At 53.1% G+C, this 16,713-nt stretch carries 18 protein-coding genes; all 18 read left to right on the plus strand.

All coding sequences use genetic code 11. The features are described 5' to 3' along the window. Positions 1-24: 24 nt before the first annotated feature. The 18 genes from ACWWD9_RS06135 (at position 25) to trpB (ending at position 16,713) form a co-directional block, all read left to right on the plus strand. Entirely contained in the window at positions 25-342 is a 318-nt protein-coding gene (locus tag ACWWD9_RS06135) for a hypothetical protein (RefSeq protein ID WP_455868039.1), read from the plus strand. 2 nt (positions 343-344) lie between these two features. Beyond that, positions 345-836, plus strand: a complete 492-nt coding sequence (locus ACWWD9_RS06140) for a urate hydroxylase PuuD (protein ID WP_041362185.1) — start codon at positions 345-347, stop codon at positions 834-836. 66 nt (positions 837-902) lie between these two features. Continuing rightward, a complete protein-coding gene (locus ACWWD9_RS06145) occupies positions 903-2,084 on the plus strand; it encodes an acetylornithine/succinylornithine family transaminase (RefSeq protein ID WP_455868040.1) in 1,182 nt (393 codons plus the stop codon). 18 nt (positions 2,085-2,102) lie between these two features. Beyond that, a complete protein-coding gene (gene argF, locus ACWWD9_RS06150; protein WP_013442402.1) occupies positions 2,103-3,020 on the plus strand; it encodes an ornithine carbamoyltransferase in 918 nt (305 codons plus the stop codon). A gap of 12 nt (positions 3,021-3,032) precedes the next feature. Beyond that, positions 3,033-3,341: a hypothetical protein gene (locus ACWWD9_RS06155; protein ID WP_455868041.1), complete on the plus strand. Its 309-nt coding sequence runs from the start codon at positions 3,033-3,035 to the stop codon at positions 3,339-3,341. A gap of 45 nt (positions 3,342-3,386) precedes the next feature. Then, positions 3,387-4,610 (plus strand): argininosuccinate synthase, encoded by a 1,224-nt coding sequence (locus tag ACWWD9_RS06160; protein ID WP_159355532.1) that lies wholly within the window; start codon positions 3,387-3,389, stop codon positions 4,608-4,610. 13 nt (positions 4,611-4,623) lie between these two features. After that, entirely contained in the window at positions 4,624-4,935 is a 312-nt protein-coding gene (gene ppnP / locus ACWWD9_RS06165; RefSeq protein WP_013442399.1) for a pyrimidine/purine nucleoside phosphorylase, read from the plus strand. 3 nt (positions 4,936-4,938) lie between these two features. Then, positions 4,939-5,433: a DinB family protein gene (locus ACWWD9_RS06170; protein WP_455868042.1), complete on the plus strand. Its 495-nt coding sequence runs from the start codon at positions 4,939-4,941 to the stop codon at positions 5,431-5,433. Between the two features lie 18 nt (positions 5,434-5,451). Next, a complete protein-coding gene (locus tag ACWWD9_RS06175) occupies positions 5,452-5,946 on the plus strand; it encodes a YajQ family cyclic di-GMP-binding protein (RefSeq protein ID WP_013442397.1) in 495 nt (164 codons plus the stop codon). A gap of 95 nt (positions 5,947-6,041) precedes the next feature. Next, positions 6,042-7,442 (plus strand): 3-isopropylmalate dehydratase large subunit, encoded by a 1,401-nt coding sequence (leuC, locus tag ACWWD9_RS06180; protein WP_013442396.1) that lies wholly within the window; start codon positions 6,042-6,044, stop codon positions 7,440-7,442. A gap of 112 nt (positions 7,443-7,554) precedes the next feature. Next, positions 7,555-7,659: an entericidin A/B family lipoprotein gene (locus tag ACWWD9_RS06185; protein WP_309546563.1), complete on the plus strand. Its 105-nt coding sequence runs from the start codon at positions 7,555-7,557 to the stop codon at positions 7,657-7,659. After that, entirely contained in the window at positions 7,659-8,297 is a 639-nt protein-coding gene (gene leuD / locus ACWWD9_RS06190; protein WP_013442394.1) for a 3-isopropylmalate dehydratase small subunit, read from the plus strand. The genes ACWWD9_RS06185 and leuD overlap by 1 nt, the downstream gene beginning before the upstream one ends. Before the next feature lie 35 nt (positions 8,298-8,332). Then, the gene (gene leuB, locus ACWWD9_RS06195; RefSeq protein WP_455868043.1) at positions 8,333-9,388 is read left to right on the plus strand and encodes a 3-isopropylmalate dehydrogenase; all 1,056 of its coding nucleotides are present in this window, start codon (positions 8,333-8,335) and stop codon (positions 9,386-9,388) included. A gap of 60 nt (positions 9,389-9,448) precedes the next feature. Continuing rightward, entirely contained in the window at positions 9,449-10,561 is a 1,113-nt protein-coding gene (gene asd, locus ACWWD9_RS06200) for an aspartate-semialdehyde dehydrogenase (RefSeq protein WP_455868044.1), read from the plus strand. 144 nt (positions 10,562-10,705) lie between these two features. Then, complete coding sequence (locus ACWWD9_RS06205; protein ID WP_455868045.1) at positions 10,706-13,909, plus strand: FimV/HubP family polar landmark protein; 3,204 nt, start codon at positions 10,706-10,708, stop codon at positions 13,907-13,909. Positions 13,910-14,021: 112 nt separating this feature from the next. Next, positions 14,022-14,807 carry a tRNA pseudouridine(38-40) synthase TruA gene (gene truA, locus ACWWD9_RS06210; RefSeq protein WP_041362183.1) on the plus strand — a complete coding sequence of 262 codons (786 nt, stop codon included), beginning with the start codon at positions 14,022-14,024 and terminating at the stop codon, positions 14,805-14,807. Between the two features lie 93 nt (positions 14,808-14,900). Beyond that, positions 14,901-15,524, plus strand: coding sequence for a phosphoribosylanthranilate isomerase (locus ACWWD9_RS06215; protein WP_013442389.1), 624 nt, complete (start codon positions 14,901-14,903; stop codon positions 15,522-15,524). Beyond that, positions 15,511-16,713 carry a tryptophan synthase subunit beta gene (trpB, locus tag ACWWD9_RS06220; RefSeq protein ID WP_013442388.1) on the plus strand — a complete coding sequence of 401 codons (1,203 nt, stop codon included), beginning with the start codon at positions 15,511-15,513 and terminating at the stop codon, positions 16,711-16,713. The genes ACWWD9_RS06215 and trpB overlap by 14 nt, the downstream gene beginning before the upstream one ends.

The following is a 16,713-nucleotide window of genomic DNA, read 5'->3' on the forward strand; positions in this document are numbered from 1 at the left end:
TGGAAGTGACTGATTGAATGCGAAATGCAGATAAAACGGCGGACTTGGGATTTTGCCCGAATGGGATATTTTTTCAAGCAGAATTTTACTTGCAGGGCAGATTGGGAGAGGGGGTTTTTCTATGATAAAAATGCTGGTGCAAAGGCTCGAATGAGGCGTCAAATGTTGCTTAATCGGCTGTTTTGCGCTAACCTCAACACTCTTGATGTGCAACGATTTTTTACAGAGAAACGGCCAATGAAAAATCCCCTGGATTCGATTTCCGGCACCCTGATTTCAGGCGTGATCCTGACGCTGGTGCTGTATGTTTTTCTTAAAAATTTCATATTGGCCGGGGTGTGATCATGGATTTGATGCCAGGGTTCGCACGCTGGATACATGTATGGGCAGGCATTACGTGGGTCGGCCTGCTTTACTACTTTAATTTTGTGCAGGTGCCCGCGTTGAAAGATGCCACTGCCGATGGCACCGCAGCCGGTATCAGCAAGCATGTGGCGCCACGAGCGCTGCTCTGGTTCCGATGGGCGGCCGTCGTCACGTGGGTTGCGGGTGCGGCACTGCTTGGCAAGGCGTTTGTCCCAGCATTTACGCTGCAGGCTGACTATGCGGCCATCGGTGTCGGGGCCTGGCTGGGCACGATCATGCTGTTTAATGTCTGGGTGCTGATCTGGCCTAACCAGAAAAAAATTCTGGGACTAGCCCCAGCAGATGATGCTGCCAAGGCCCGCGCACGGCGCGTTGCCTTTTTAGCGTCACGAACCAACACTATGCTGTCTGTCCCCATGATTTTTTTCATGACGAATGGACTGACGCACCGGGCTATTTTCGGGCTTTAGGATTTTTATATTGCTGCAAACGGCGGCATAGGCCGCCGTTTGTTTTTTTATAGATAGAGTTAAACAATGTCTCAACATTTGATGAATACCTATGCCAGGCAACCTGTCACCTTTGTGAAGGGGGAGGGCGTCTGGTTATACGATGCGCAGGGTAACCGCTATCTTGACGCTCTGGCTGGCGTGGCCGTGAATGGTCTGGGGCACGCGCATCCCCGCTTGGTGGCCGCCATTAGCGAGCAGGCGGGCAAGCTGATTCATGTTTCCAATATTTATCAAATTGCCGAGCAGGCCGCTCTGGCAGATAAAGTCTGCGAAATTGCCGGCATGGATCGTGTTTTCTTTTGCAATTCCGGTTGCGAGGCCAACGAAGCCGCCATCAAGCTGGCGCGTCTGCATGGCCACAACAATGGCATTGAAAACCCAGAAATCATCGTCATGGATAGGGCATTTCATGGCCGTACGCTGGCGACCCTGTCTGCAACCGGCAACCGCAAAACCCAGGCAGGCTTTGAGCCGCTGGTGAGTGGCTTTGTGCGTGTGCCGTTTGACGATCTCGATGCCGTACGCCAAGTGGCAGAGCATAACCCCAATGTGGTGGCGATCCTGGTAGAGCCTGTGCAGGGTGAAGGCGGTATTAACGTGCCGCGCGATGGCAAGGCCTATCTTGAGGGCTTGCGCGCGCTCTGTGATCAATACGGCTGGCTTCTGATGCTGGATGAAGTGCAGAGCGGCATAGGTCGCACGGGCACCTGGTTTGCATTTCAGCATACTGATATCAAGCCCGATGTCATGACGCTGGCCAAGGGTCTGGGGTCTGGCGTGCCGATCGGCGCATGTGTGGCCCGCGGGGTAGCGGCCGACGTATTTACCTACGGCAAGCATGGTTCCACCTTTGGCGGCAATCCATTGGCAACGGCCGCGGGTCTGGCAACGCTCAACATCATTGAGCAAGATGGGTTGTGCGCCCACGCTGAAGAAATAGGCAACTGGATTTGCGATGCTTTGCGCGCCGAGTTTGCTGGCGTGAAGGGGGTAAGCACCATACGCAATGCAGGTCTGATGATTGGTATCGAACTTGATCGTCCTTGCGGCGAGCTGGTCAGGCAGGCTCTGGAGCAATGTCTGCTGATCAATGTTACTGCGGAAAAGGTCGTGCGCTTGTTGCCGCCACTGGTCATCAATCAGGACGAAGCCCAACAACTGGTCAGCCAGCTCTCTGGTCTGATCAAGGCCTTTTTAGGTCAATAAAATAAAAGAAGTAAACTTATGGCTATCAAACACTTTTTACAATTCAAGGACTTGAACCGGGAAGAGTTGGATCATATCTTTGAACGTACGCGCTGGATCAAGCAGCAGTTCAAGGCTTATCAGCAATACTGGCCGCTGACTGACCGTACTTTGGTCATGATCTTCGAGAAAGCCAGTACACGTACACGTCTGTCGTTTGAGGCTGGCATGCAGCAACTTGGCGGTTCGGCGATCTACCTGAACACCCGTGATTCCCAGCTGGGACGTGGTGAGCCAGTGGAAGATGCGGCGCAGGTTATTTCGCGCATGAGCGATATTGTGATGATCCGCACCTTTGAGCAGGAAATCATCGAGCGTTTTGCGGCCAATTCGCGCGTGCCGGTGATCAATGGCCTGACCAATGAGTATCACCCATGCCAGATACTGGCCGATATTTTTACCTTTATTGAGCATCGTGGGCCTATCCAGGGCAAGACCGTGGCGTGGATAGGTGACTCCAACAATGTCTGCAATACCTGGCTGCAAGCTGCCGAGGTACTGGATTTCAATGTGCATGTCTCTACGCCACCGGGCTACGAAGTCGAGCCTGAGCGTGCTGGCCTGTATGGGCATGAGCATTACGAGGAATTTACCGACCCGATGGAAGCTGCACGGGGAGCTGATCTGGTCACCACCGATGTCTGGACATCCATGGGCTTTGAGGCCGAAAACGAAGAGCGCATGCGCGATTTTGCTGACTGGCAGGTGGATGCGGACATGATGCGTGTGGCCAAGTCGGATGCCTTGTTCATGCATTGTTTACCGGCGCATCGTGGCGAAGAGGTGGCAGCAGAGGTGATTGATGGCCCGCATTCGGTGGTTTGGGATGAAGCGGAGAACCGCCTGCATGTGCAAAAGGCGCTGATGGAATATCTACTGCTGGGCAAGGTGGCCTGATTTTAAATCAGTATGGATAACAAGCCAGTCGAGCTTTCCAGCCATATTCTGCCAGTTGCCTCCACCATGGTGGGGGTCTGTGTCACCGTTATCTCGGTCATTCAGCTCGCGCCAGACAAGGCGATATCCAGTTGGGCGGACAAGCTGTTGGCGCTCGATAGCCTGGCCTTCATGGCGAGCACGATGTTGTCTTATTGGTCCATTCGGCACAAAGATCATCTGCAGCGTATCGAGCGCTATGCCGATCGGCTGTTTCTGCTGGGGATGGCGCTGATGGTGTTTGTCAGCTTTCTGGTGGCGTTTGAGCTGTTCACTGATTAGTTTAAGATTTGAATATAAGCGTTTAAAAGATAACAGGAAAAAGTAATGAGCGATGTGAAAAAAGTAGTGTTGGCCTACTCGGGCGGATTGGATACCTCCGTCATCCTTAAATGGCTGCAGGATACCTACCAATGTGAAGTGGTGACGTTTACTGCTGACTTGGGCCAAGGCGAAGAGCTGGAACCGGCACGCGAAAAAGCCAAGAAATTCGGCGTCAAGGAAATTTATATTGATGACCTGCGCGAAGAGTTCGTGCGCGATTTCGTATTCCCCATGTTCCGCGCTAATACCGTATACGAAGGTGAATATCTGCTCGGCACCTCCATCGCGCGTCCACTGATTGCCAAGCGTCTTATCGACATTGCCAATGAAACCGGTGCAGATGCCATTTCGCATGGCGCTACCGGCAAGGGCAATGACCAGGTACGTTTTGAGTTGGGTGCCTATGCGCTCAAGCCTGGTGTCAAGGTTATCGCGCCATGGCGCGAGTGGGATTTGCTGTCCCGCGAAAAGCTGCTGGCCTATGCCGAGCAGCATGGTATCCCGGTAGAAATGAAGCACAAGCAGGGCGGTAGTCCATATTCCATGGATGCCAATCTCCTGCATATCTCTTACGAAGGTCGCCATCTGGAAAACCCGGCTGCTGAGGCAGAGGAAGACATGTGGCGCTGGACAGTCAGCCCGGAAAAAGCGCCGGATGCTGCTGAATATCTGGATGTGGAGTATGAGCGCGGCGATATCGTGGCGCTGAATGGCAAACGCCTCAAGGCGCATGAAGTGCTGGCCGAGCTCAATCGACTTGGTGGCAAGCACGGCATTGGCCGTCTGGACCTGGTGGAAAACCGCTATGTCGGCATGAAGTCGCGCGGCTGTTATGAAACGCCAGGCGGCACCATCATGCTGAAGGCGCACCGTGCGATTGAATCCATTACGCTGGATCGTGAAGTTGCGCATTTGAAGGACGACCTCATGCCGCGTTACGCCAGCCTGATTTATAACGGTTACTGGTGGAGCCCTGAGCGCATCGCCTTGCAGACCTTGATTGATCATACGCAGCTGAATGTGAATGGCTGGGTGCGCCTCAAGCTTTACAAAGGCAACGTGATTGTGGTCGGCCGTGACAGCAAGACGGACTCATTGTTTGACTCCACCATCGCCACCTTTGAAGATGATGCGGGCGCCTATGATCAGAAGGATGCCGGTGGTTTCATCAAGCTGAATGCATTGCGCATGCGTATTGCTGCCAATTTACACAACAAGAAAAAGTAAACAGGAGAGTCTCATGGCCCAGTTCGATAATGTAAGCGTCAAGAAAAAAGCCAACGTGTATTTTGATGGCAAGTGTGTCAGCCATACCGTAATGTTTCCAAACGGTACACGCTGTACCGTTGGCGTGATTTTCCCCAGCACGCTGACATTCAATACCGGCTCGCCAGAGCTGATGGAAATTAACGCGGGTGTTTGCAAAGTGCGCCTGAAAGGCGAAGAAGCCTGGAATACCTATCAGGCCGGTGAAAAATTCACCGTGCCGGGCAATTCAAGCTTTGATATTGAAACGATTGAAACGCTGGATTACGTCTGCCATTTTGAGTAAGCCATGATAGATCGCGATTATGTGCGCTTGATGGCGCGCTATAACCGCTGGATGAATGGGAAACTGTATGCTGCTGCTGCCAGTCTTACGGAAGAGCAGCGGCAACTGGATAAAGGGGCCTTTTTCAAATCCTTGCATGGCACCTTGGTCCATCTGGTATGGGCCGATGATATCTGGCTAGCCAGGTTTGAGGCGACCGCACAGCGCTACAGCGATAAGGCTGACAACTTTGCTGCCTTAAGTGAACGTCGGCTGGTGCTGGATAATGCCATTCTGGCCTGGGCGACAAGCGTCAGTAATAACTGGCTGCAGGAAGAGTTGCGTTGGGATAGCGGTATTTATCAGCAGACCTTCAGCCGCCCTGCCTGGATCACGGTGTCGCACTTTTTCAATCATCAGACTCACCATCGCGGTCAGGCTACAACCTTGCTCATGCAGTTTGGAATCGATCCAGGCGTAACGGATCTGGCTTTTATGGATATGACGGAAACACAGTAAACAACAGGAACACACATCATGCCTACATTTGATATTTCTTCTGAAGTTGATATGGTCGCCTTGAAAAATGCCATTGACGTGGCAGGCCGCCAGATCACCAATCGCTATGACTTCAAAGGTACCAGCGCAGCGGTTGAGCTGAATGAAAAAGACAATCTGATCACCCTGCATGGTGACTCCGATTTTCAGCTGGATCAGATCAAGGATATCTTGCTGCCAGCCATGGAAAAGAAGGAAGCAGACAGTGCCAAGCGTCTGGATCATCAGGATGTGCAGAAAGTGTCGGGCAACAAGGTCAAGCAGGTGCTGAAAATCAAGGCGGGTATTGATACCGAGCTGGCGAAGAAAATCGTCAAACTGCTGAAGGACAGCGGCCTGAAAGTGCAGGCCAGCATCCAGGGTGATACGGTACGCGTTACCGGCGCCAAGCGTGACGTGCTGCAGGATGCGATTGCCTTTGTCAAAAAATCGGTCACCGATTTCCCCCTGCAATTCGGCAACTTCAGGGATTAATGCCGTGATTTGTGGATACAGGAATAGCGGATACAGGAATATAAGATAGCCAACCGTTGGCAGTTGCCCGGTTTAGCAAATGGAAAGCATAAGAAATGGCAAAAACGCTTTACGATAAATTGTTCGATTCCCATGTGGTGCGCGAGGAAAACGGCACCGCATTGCTCTATATCGACCGTCATCTGGTGCATGAAGTAACCAGCCCTCAAGCTTTTGAAGGCCTGAAAATCGCTGGCCGCAAGCTTTGGCGTATCAATTCCGTGCTGGCAGTGCCTGATCACAATGTGCCTACGACCGATCGCTCGCATGGTATCGCTGACCCGATCTCACGTTTGCAGGTAGAAACACTGGACCAGAACTGTGTCGATTTCGGTGTGACGGAATTCAAGATGAATGACAAGCGTCAGGGGATCGTGCACGTCATCGGGCCTGAGCAGGGTGCTACCTTGCCTGGCATGACGGTTGTCTGCGGCGATTCGCACACCAGCACCCATGGCGCGTTCGGCGCCTTGGCGCATGGTATCGGTACATCTGAAGTCGAGCACGTCATGGCAACGCAATGCCTGGTGCAGAAGAAGTCCAAGGCCATGCAGATTCTGGTCGAAGGCGAGCTTGGTCGTGGTGTAACCGCCAAAGACGTGGCGCTGGCCGTGATCGGTCGTATTGGTACCGCAGGCGGTACGGGTTACGCCATTGAATTTGCTGGGTCTGCCATTCGCTCGCTCAGCATGGAAGGCCGCATGACCTTGTGCAATATGGCTATCGAGGCAGGTGCCCGGGCGGGCATGGTGGCGGTGGATGACATTACCATCAACTACCTCAAGGGCCGTCCTTATGCGCCTACCGAAGCGCAGTGGGATGCTGCCGTGGCTTATTGGAAAACCTTGCATAGCGATGAGGGTGCCAAATTTGATGCCGTGGTCGAGCTCAAGGCCGAGGATATTCAACCACAAGTGACCTGGGGTACCTCGCCAGAAATGGTTACCGCCATCAATGGCCGCGTGCCGGATCCCGAGCAGGAGTCTGATCCTACCAAGCGTGGCGGGATTGAGCGCGCTCTGCAATACATGGGGCTGGAGGCGAATACGCCTATCGAAGCGATCAATATCGACAAGGTATTCATCGGCTCCTGCACCAATTCCCGTATTGAGGATTTGCGCGCCGCTGCCATGATCGCCAAGGGCAAGCGTGTGGCTTCCAATGTGAAGCTTGCCATGGTGGTGCCAGGCTCTGGCCTGGTGAAGGCGCAGGCTGAGCAGGAGGGGCTGGACCGCATTTTCCTGGATGCCGGTTTTGAGTGGCGCGAGCCAGGGTGCTCCATGTGTCTCGCCATGAATGCGGATCGTCTGGAACCCGGTGAGCGTTGCGCCTCTACCTCCAACCGCAATTTTGAAGGTCGTCAGGGTCAGGGTGGGCGTACGCATCTGGTAAGTCCTGAAATGGCGGCCGCTGCCGCTGTGGCAGGGCATTTTGTTGATGTCAGGACGATGCTGTAAAGCAACGCCTGTCGCATGCCATGCATGCACCTAAGAGTCAGCAGGCTTGGCCTGCGTTTTCACTGAGTGTAATTGAGAGCATAGGGGAACAGAGATGAAATGGATGACATGCATGGTCATGTTGGCACTGTTGAGCCTCACAGCCTGTAATACTGTTGAAGGCATGGGAAAAGATATTGAAAAGGCTGGCGAAGCCATCCAGAAAACGAGCAAGTAATGCAGGCATTTACCCAATTGAATGGAGTTGTGGCACCGTTGGATCGCGCGAACGTCGATACCGATGCCATCATTCCCAAGCAATTTCTGAAATCCATCAAACGTTCAGGCTTTGGCCCCAATGCGTTTGACGAGTGGCGCTACCTGGATCATGGCGAGCCCGGCATGGACAACAGCAAACGTCAGATCAATCCTGACTTTGTACTGAACCAGCCTCGCTATCAAGGCGCGAGTATCCTGCTGACCCGCGAGAATTTCGGTTGCGGCTCCAGTCGGGAGCATGCGCCTTGGGCCCTGCTGGATTATGGTTTCCGCGCGATTATTGCGCCTAGCTATGCGGATATTTTCTTCAACAACTGCTTCAAGAATGGCATCTTGCCCATTATTCTGAGCGCGGATGTGGTGGATAGCCTGTTTCAGGCGGTGGAAGCTGATGAAGGCTACAAACTCACCGTGGACCTTGCGACCCAGACGGTGAATACGCCGGACGGCAAATCCTATGCGTTTGAGGTGGATGCATTCCGCAAGCATTGTCTGCTCAATGGCCTGGATGATATTGGCCTGACCTTGCAGCATGTAGACGATATCAAGACGTTTGAAACCAAGCATAAAGCAGCCCAACCCTGGCTGTTTAACTAACTTCTCATTAAAGAATCTTCAGGAAATCGCGGTATATGAAAATAGCAGTTTTGCCGGGTGACGGCATCGGTCCCGAAATTGTGGCGCAAGCGGTCAAGGTATTGAATGCCTTGAATATTGGCATTGAAATGCAGGAAGCGCCTATCGGTGGCGCTGGCTACGAGGCAGCTGGTGATCCATTGCCAGAAGCTACATTGGCGCTGGCAAAGTCCTCGGATGCCGTATTGCTTGGCGCTGTAGGTGACTGGAAATACGACAAACTGGAGCGTCATCTGCGTCCTGAGCGCGGCCTGTTGCGTATCCGCAAGGAACTGAACCTGTTTGCCAATCTGCGTCCGGCCTTGTTGTATCCCGAGCTGGCCTCGGCTTCTACATTGAAGCCTGAAGTCGTGGCCGGGCTGGATATCATGATCGTGCGTGAATTGACGGGTGACATTTACTTTGGTCAGCCACGTGGCATTTCCACACTGGAAAACGGCGAGCGTGAAGGCATCAATACCATGCGCTACAGCGAATCCGAAATTCGCCGTATTGCCCACGTTGCCTTTGGTATCGCCATGAAGCGCAACAAGAAGGTGTGCTCTGTGGATAAGGCCAATGTGCTTGAGACCACCGAGCTGTGGCGTCAGGTCATGATCGAAGTGGCGAAGGATTACCCTGAGGTCGAGCTTAGCCATATGTATGTCGATAATGCTGCCATGCAGCTGATCCGTGCGCCCAAGCAGTTTGATGTGATGGTCACGGGGAATATTTTTGGGGACATTCTCTCTGATGAGGCATCCATGTTGACCGGCTCCATCGGCATGTTGCCATCCGCCTCGCTGGATCAGAACAACAAGGGTATGTACGAGCCAAGCCATGGCTCTGCGCCTGATATTGCCGGTAAAGATATTGCCAACCCTCTGGCGACGATTTTGTCGGCTGCCATGATGCTGCGTTATAGCTTTAATGATGAAGCCAATGCTACGCGTATCGAGAATGCCGTTAAAAAAGCGCTGGCTGAAGGTTATCGTACAGCGGATATCTACACGGATGGATGCCGTAAGGTTGGCTGTGCTGCCATGGGCGATGCTGTAGTTGCCGCCTTGTAACTAGATCAAAAGCGGAAATTGACGGTCAATAAACCGGTTTTTTCGCTAAAGGAAATGCACATGTTAAGAGTAGGATTTGTCGGTTGGCGTGGCATGGTGGGTTCCGTGCTGATGCAACGTATGCGTGAAGAGCGCGACTTTGACCATATCGAGCCCGTGTTTTTTACTACTTCCCAAACGGGGGGGCAGGGCCCGGACATTGGCAAGGATGTGCCGCCCTTGAAGGATGCGCGCGCCGTGGATGAGTTAAAGGCCATGGATGTGATCGTTTCCTGTCAGGGTGGCGATTACACAACCGAGATTTTTCCGAAACTGCGTGCCGACGGCTGGAATGGGCACTGGATCGACGCGGCATCTACCCTGCGCATGGAGCAGGATGCCGTGATTGTGCTCGACCCAGTCAATCTTGATGTGATCAAGAATGCCTTGGTGAGTGGCGGCAAGAACTGGATTGGTGGTAACTGCACGGTTTCCCTGATGCTGATGGCGCTGAACGGCTTGTTCCGTGAAAACCTGGTGGAATGGGCTACCTCCATGACCTATCAGGCAGCGAGTGGTGCAGGCGCACAGAATATGCGCGAATTGCTCAAGCAGATGGGCGAGGCCCATCGTGTGGCTAGTGACCTCTTGAATAATCCGGCTTCGGCTATTCTGGATATCGATCGGGAAGTTGCCGGTATTCTGCGCGACGAGCGTTTCCCTACCGATCATTTCGGCGTGCCGCTTGCCGGCAGCCTGATTCCCTGGATCGACAAGGACCTGGGCAACGGCCAGAGCAAGGAGGAGTGGAAGGGGCAGGCTGAAACCAACAAGATACTAGGACGGGAAGCAACCCCGGTGCCTATCGATGGCCTGTGTGTGCGAATCGGCGCTATGCGCTGTCACTCCCAGGCGCTGACCATCAAGCTCAAAAAGGATGTGCCACTGGATGACATCATCGGACTGCTTGATGGCGCAAACCCCTGGGCAAGCGTCATACCTAATGAGCGTGATATCACTATTCGGCAATTGACTCCTGCTGCCATTACCGGGACCTTGAAAACCCCCGTCGGACGTTTGCGCAAGATGAGCATGGGCAATGAGTATTTGTCCGCATTTACCGTAGGCGATCAGCTATTGTGGGGCGCTGCTGAGCCTTTGCGTCGGATGCTGCGAATTCTGGTTGAACATTAAGGGTTTAAGCGCTCTGCTTTCGTCAGCAGAATGGACCATTTTTGGCAGTAAAAAATAGCATGTAAATGTGATGTGAGCTGTCAGCTTGCAACTCTAAATGATTGATGTTAGCTTACAATCTAATACTGCAATAAGGGTGGAATAGTGCATAAGTCTAAACTAAAACGGATTTCGCTCGCGGTTTTCCTGGCGATAATTCCATGGACTGCTGATGCTGCCGGGCTGGGAAGATTGACGGTCGCATCAGGTCTTGGAGAACCGTTAAGTGCCGAAATCGAGTTGCTTGGAACCACCCAGGATGAACTCGAGTCTCTCTCCGCTGCCATCGCTCCAGAAGCTGCTTACGCTGTACAAGGTGTAGAGCGCACTCCTATTCAAAATGCCATCAAGATCAATGTCAGCAGGAAAGCCAACGGCACTGCTGTTCTAAGATTAAGCAGTAATCAGCCGATTACTGATCCGTTTGTCGATATGTTGATCCAGGTTGAGTGGGCGACGGGCCGTCTGGTGCGTGAGTACACCATGTTGCTGGATCCACCTGGCTATGCCACGCCTAATCCCAATAGCAACCTGCCACAGGCTGCAGCACCAGCAAGCAATCCAGTTCCATCGGCTACTGCCCCGTCCGCGGTGGCTGCAGGTCCTGTGCGTCCAAGTGCAGACAGCGCTAGCGCCCCTCCGGCAAAGACAGCCAAACGCAATAATCGCAAACCCGCAGCGCCTGCTGAAAAGCCAGTGCCCGTGGAAAGTGAAAGCGCAGACAAGACACATACGACCAGTCGTGGCGATACCCTCAGCGCTATCGCGCGGAATGCTGATGTAGAAGGCGTCAGCCTGGATCAGATGCTGGTGGGTATCTATCGCGCAAACAAGCATGCGTTTGACGATAACAACATGAATCGCCTCAAGGTGGGGCAGATATTGCGCATTCCACCCACGCAAGAGGTGCAAGGAATCAGTAATGCCGAGGCGCGTCAGGAAATCCAGCTGCAGGCGGCTGATTGGAATGCCTACCGCAAACGTCTTGGCGAGTCTGTTGCTACGGCAAGTGCGGGTCGCGAAGGTGAGGGCAGCCAGTCCGCCAGTGGCAAGCTGACTTCGGCAGCGCAGGACAAGGCAGCTCAATCGCAGTCTGGGGCACGCGATGTTGTTCGATTGTCCAAAGGTGAGGCCCCTGATAGTGCCGCTTCCCGTTCTGGTCAAGAAAAGCTTAATGCCTTGCAGGAAGAGGCGATAGCAAAAGAAAAAGCCTTGCAAGAGGCGAGCGATCGCGCTGCTGCCCTCGAGAAGCAAGTGCGGGATATGCAAAAGCTGCTTGAGATCAAAAATCAAGCCATGGCTGAACTGAAAGATAATGCAGCTAATCAGCTGCAGAGCGCTAAAAATGGCGAGCAAAAAGCAGAGCCTGTTACGCCTGAAAAGCCCGCTCAAGCTGTTCCGGCAGTGAAGCCTGATAGTGGTGTGGTTAAAAAGGAAGAGGAAGCAACTTCTCCTGCGGTAAACCCCAAACCAAGTGTGACTCCTGCGCCAGTGCCGGATACTGAGTTGATTGCGGGTGTGGAGAATGAAAAACTGATGCTATGGGGTGGTGCAGGTGCTGCATTACTCGCACTGCTCGGTGGCTGGTTATATCTGCGTAACAAGCGTAAACGTAATTTGGATACGTTCGAGAAAGCGATCCTCACCTCCGGAGGCTTGAAGGCAAATACCGTTTTTGGCAGCACCCTGAGCAGCAAGGTGGACGCCGGGGATACCTCATTCCTGACAGACTTTTCGCAAACGGGTGGTGGCATGATCGACACACATGATGTCGACCCAATTGCCGAAGCCGAGGTCTACATGGCATATGGGCGCGATGCGCAAGCCGAAGAGATTCTGCGTGATGCGATTGCCAAGGACCCTAAGCGTTACGAATTGCATCACAAGCTATTGGAAATGTATGCCGCTCGCAAGGACACCGCTGCATTTGAAACCTTGGCCGGTGAAATTTATGCCACGATAGGGGCAAGTGACCCGCAGTGGCGCAAAGTGGCAGAACTGGGACGCAAGTTGGATAGCCAAAACCCCATCTACCAAGGCGGTGACGAAGGCCTGGGTCTGGATGATGATTTGGGCTTGGATGAAGTCCCTTCGACGGCTAAACCTGATATTGCCAGTGGCATGGACTTTTCTCTGGATGATAATCTGGATGACAGGGCTGTCTCTGACATTGAATCTGCAGATGACGCCTCTTCTGATCTGGACTTTGGTCTCGGCGAAGATAAGCCTGCCAATGAGACTGCCTCGGTAGAGGATGCTAATACGCTGGATTTCGTCGGATTCAATGTTAATTCTGGCGCCGACGAGAATGATGATCAAGACACAAGAAACAGCGAGATAGCGTCATCTTCGGCAGCGGGCTCCATGATGGCGCCCACCATTATGGATGATCTGCCTGAGCCATACTCAGTCGATGAGGATGTGAATCCGCAGCTTGAGTCTGATAACCAGCCCTCCGATTCCAGCGATCTTGATTTTCAGCTCAACTTGCCAGAATCCCCAGCGGCAAACACCATACAGATGGACATAGGCGAGTTCGGCAATACATTGCCTGGTTTGCCAGTGGAGGATGCATCACCCTCTGAGAATGCAAACGATACGCTTCCGACTACGTTTGATTTCGATTTGCCAGGATCGGAAGCGGGTAACAGTGACTTCCCTGATCTTGGATTGTCATCTTCGACTGCGTTCGACGAAGACAAACTGCCGAGTGTAGAGGCGGATGAACAGGGCGTTGCATTCGAAAACAGCGATGCCGCTGTAGACGCAGATGTATCTTCCCAACCTGCCAGCGATGATTCATTGCCGCAGCCCAAGGCATTTGTTCCTGACATCAGTCTGGACTTTGATACGCCTGAAAGCGAGCAGGATAAAAAAGTGGCTGACTCTGCCACCGCATCTGCAGACGCTCTGCCTGATGCCTTCAATGAGGATCCGGTGGAAGAGATTGTGTTCGAGTCGCCATCCAGTGATGTCGATCTCGACTTTAATCTGGATAACCTGGCTGACGCGGAAGAGGATGTCGCGTTGCCTGATCTGAATACAAATTCCACGGAATCCATTGCGCCGGCAGAGGTAGATTTTTCAGATATCAGTCTGGATCTTAATGGCGCCAATGCTTCCGATGAGCCACCTGCGGCCATTGCGGCTGAATCTGCCGAAGTAGATACCAAGTTGGATCTGGTCACGGCCTATATGGATATGGGCGATAATGAAGGTGCCAAGGAGCTGCTTGAGGAAGTGCTTAGCGAGGGCGGCCCACAACAGCGGGCCCGAGCACAGGCCATTATCAATAGTCTGGGTGCTTAGCGGATATCTGCATTTAGTTGTGTAGTTGTGATAAAAAGCCGGATGATTTGATCCGGCTTTTTTCTTATACGATGGCAAGCTGACACGGGATATTGTGAATGGTGAGGTTTAAATGAGAGTTGCCCTTGGGCTAGAGTACGACGGTGCCCATTTTTGCGGCTGGCAAAGCCAGCCGGGGGGCTGCGGTGTGCAGGATGCACTGGAACGGGAGCTGGCCCGTATGGCTTGCCATCCTGTGCGGGTGATTGCGGCTGGGCGAACCGATACCGGTGTTCATGCCCTGGCCCAAGTGGTGCATTTTGAAACAACGACCGAGCGACCGCTGAATGCCTGGGTTCGTGGAGTAAACGCAGGCCTTCCCTCCAGTGTCAGAGTGTTATGGGCGCAGCAGGTGGACGATGAGTTTCATGCCCGATTTTCTGCTCGCCAACGGTATTACCAATATATTTTGTTTGACCAGGCGGTAGCACCAGCCATCCTTGCTGGCAAAGTTGGCTGGTTTCATCAGCCTCTGGATGTAGACGCCATGGCGGAGGCTGCTGCGCATTTGATTGGTGAACATGATTTCAGCGCTTTCCGTGCTGCCGAATGTCAGGCCAAATCTCCCGTACGGACATTACAGCAGGCGGAGGTGCGTCGTGCAGGGCAGGCTATTCTGTTTGAGTTTAGCGGCAATGCATTTTTGCATCATCAGGTGCGTAACATGGTGGGTGCGCTGGTATATGTAGGGAAGGGGAGTCAGCCACCTGCGTTCATCCAGCAACTCCTGCAGAGTCATGACCGTCGTCTTGCTCCTCCAACATTCTCCCCGGATGGCTTGTATTTGAGTGGAGTAGGCTACGAATCGCGTTGGGGGCTGCCCGATACCCGCCGCTATGTGCATTTGTCATTGGCCTGAGGCTTTTTTCATATTGCCGCAATGTGACATGCGACAACGTTTCAGTTAACCTAGCGGTCTCAATCAATTCTGCTTTCATCAAAGAATCTCATCTTGCGTACCCGAGTCAAAATATGCGGCATTACCAGAGAGGAAGATGCCCTCACAGCAGTGCGGCATGGCGCTGATGCGATTGGACTGGTGTTTGTTGAGGCTAGCCCCAGACATGTCAGCATTGCTCAGGCACAAGCCGCTATTCTTAGCTTGCCTCCATTTATTGCGGTGGTAGGTTTGTTTGTCGATGCCGAGCCCTCATTCATTGAACAAGTGCTAAAAGAAGTGCGACTGGATATGTTGCAATTTCATGGCGATGAGTCTCCTGAAGAATGCCAGCGTTATGCTCGGCCTTATATGAAGGCAATACGCGTCAGGCCGGACACAAATTTGCTACAATACGCCCTCGATTATCCACGGGCCAGCGCGCTGCTGTTGGACGCCCATGTTGAAGGCGTAGCGGGTGGAACGGGCCAGCGTTTTGACTGGTCGCTTATTCCCGCAGAATTGCCTATGCCCATTGTGCTGGCAGGGGGGCTGAATGCGGACAATGTGGCAGAAGCGATAAAACAGGTTCGACCATATGCCGTTGATGTGAGTGGTGGTGTCGAGTCCCAAAAAGGAATTAAGGATGCCGGCAAAATTGCCGCATTCATGCGAGGAGTTACAGATGCAGCTTTATGATATGCCTGACGACAGAGGCCATTTTGGTCCGTACGGCGGGATTTTTGTCGCAGAAACTCTGGTGGAAGCCCTGGAAGAATTGCGTGTCATGTATGAGCGCTTTCGCCATGACCCTGAATTTCTGGCCGAATTTGCACATGATCTGAAGTATTTTGTAGGCCGTCCAAGCCCTATCTACTATGCCAAGCGCTGGTCTGAACGCGTTGGCGGTGCTCGCATTTATCTCAAGCGGGAAGATCTGAACCACACTGGCGCCCATAAGGTGAACAACACCGTGGGGCAAGCACTACTGGCAAAACGCATGGGCAAGCCACGCGTAATCGCTGAAACGGGGGCAGGCCAGCATGGCGTTGCGACGGCTACCATTGCAGCTCGTATGGGGCTGGAGTGTGTCGTGTACATGGGGTCTGAAGATGTGAAGCGCCAAGCTCCCAATGTCTATCGCATGAAGCTGTTGGGGGCGACGGTTGTGCCAGTGGAAAGTGGTTCAAAAACCCTCAAGGATGCGCTGAATGAAGCCATGCGCGACTGGGTAACCAACATCTCCAACACTTTTTACATTATTGGTACCGTGGCTGGCCCGCACCCTTATCCCATGATGGTACGGGATTTTCAGGCGGTGATCGGTGTGGAAGCCAAGCAGCAAATGCAGGAAATGATCGGGCGTCAGCCAGATGCGGTCGTGGCATGTGTGGGCGGCGGTTCCAATGCCATGGGTATTTTCTACCCCTACATCAATGAAGAAAACGTGCGCCTGATCGGCGTTGAGGCAGCGGGCCTGGGCCTGGCAACGGGCAAACATGCCGCGCCATTGACAGCCAATAGCTCAGTCGGCGTATTGCATGGAAACCGTACTTATCTGATGCAGGACGAAGACGGTCAAATCATCGAAACGCATTCGATCTCGGCTGGCCTGGATTATCCAGGAGTAGGGCCTGAGCATGCATGGCTGAAAGACAGCAAGCGTGCTGAATACGTGGCCATTACCGATGATGAAGCCATGGCGGCTTTCCATAGTCTTTGCCGCACCGAAGGTATTATTCCTGCACTGGAATCCAGCCATGCGTTGGCGTATGCAGAAAAGATGGCGGCGACCATGTCTCCTGACCAGGTCATTCTGGTGAACCTCTCCGGTCGTGGCGATAAAGATATCAACACGGTGGCCGGTTTGTCTGGCATTACCCTTTAA

The organism is Methylovorus sp. SPW-M1 (assembly GCF_053848825.1).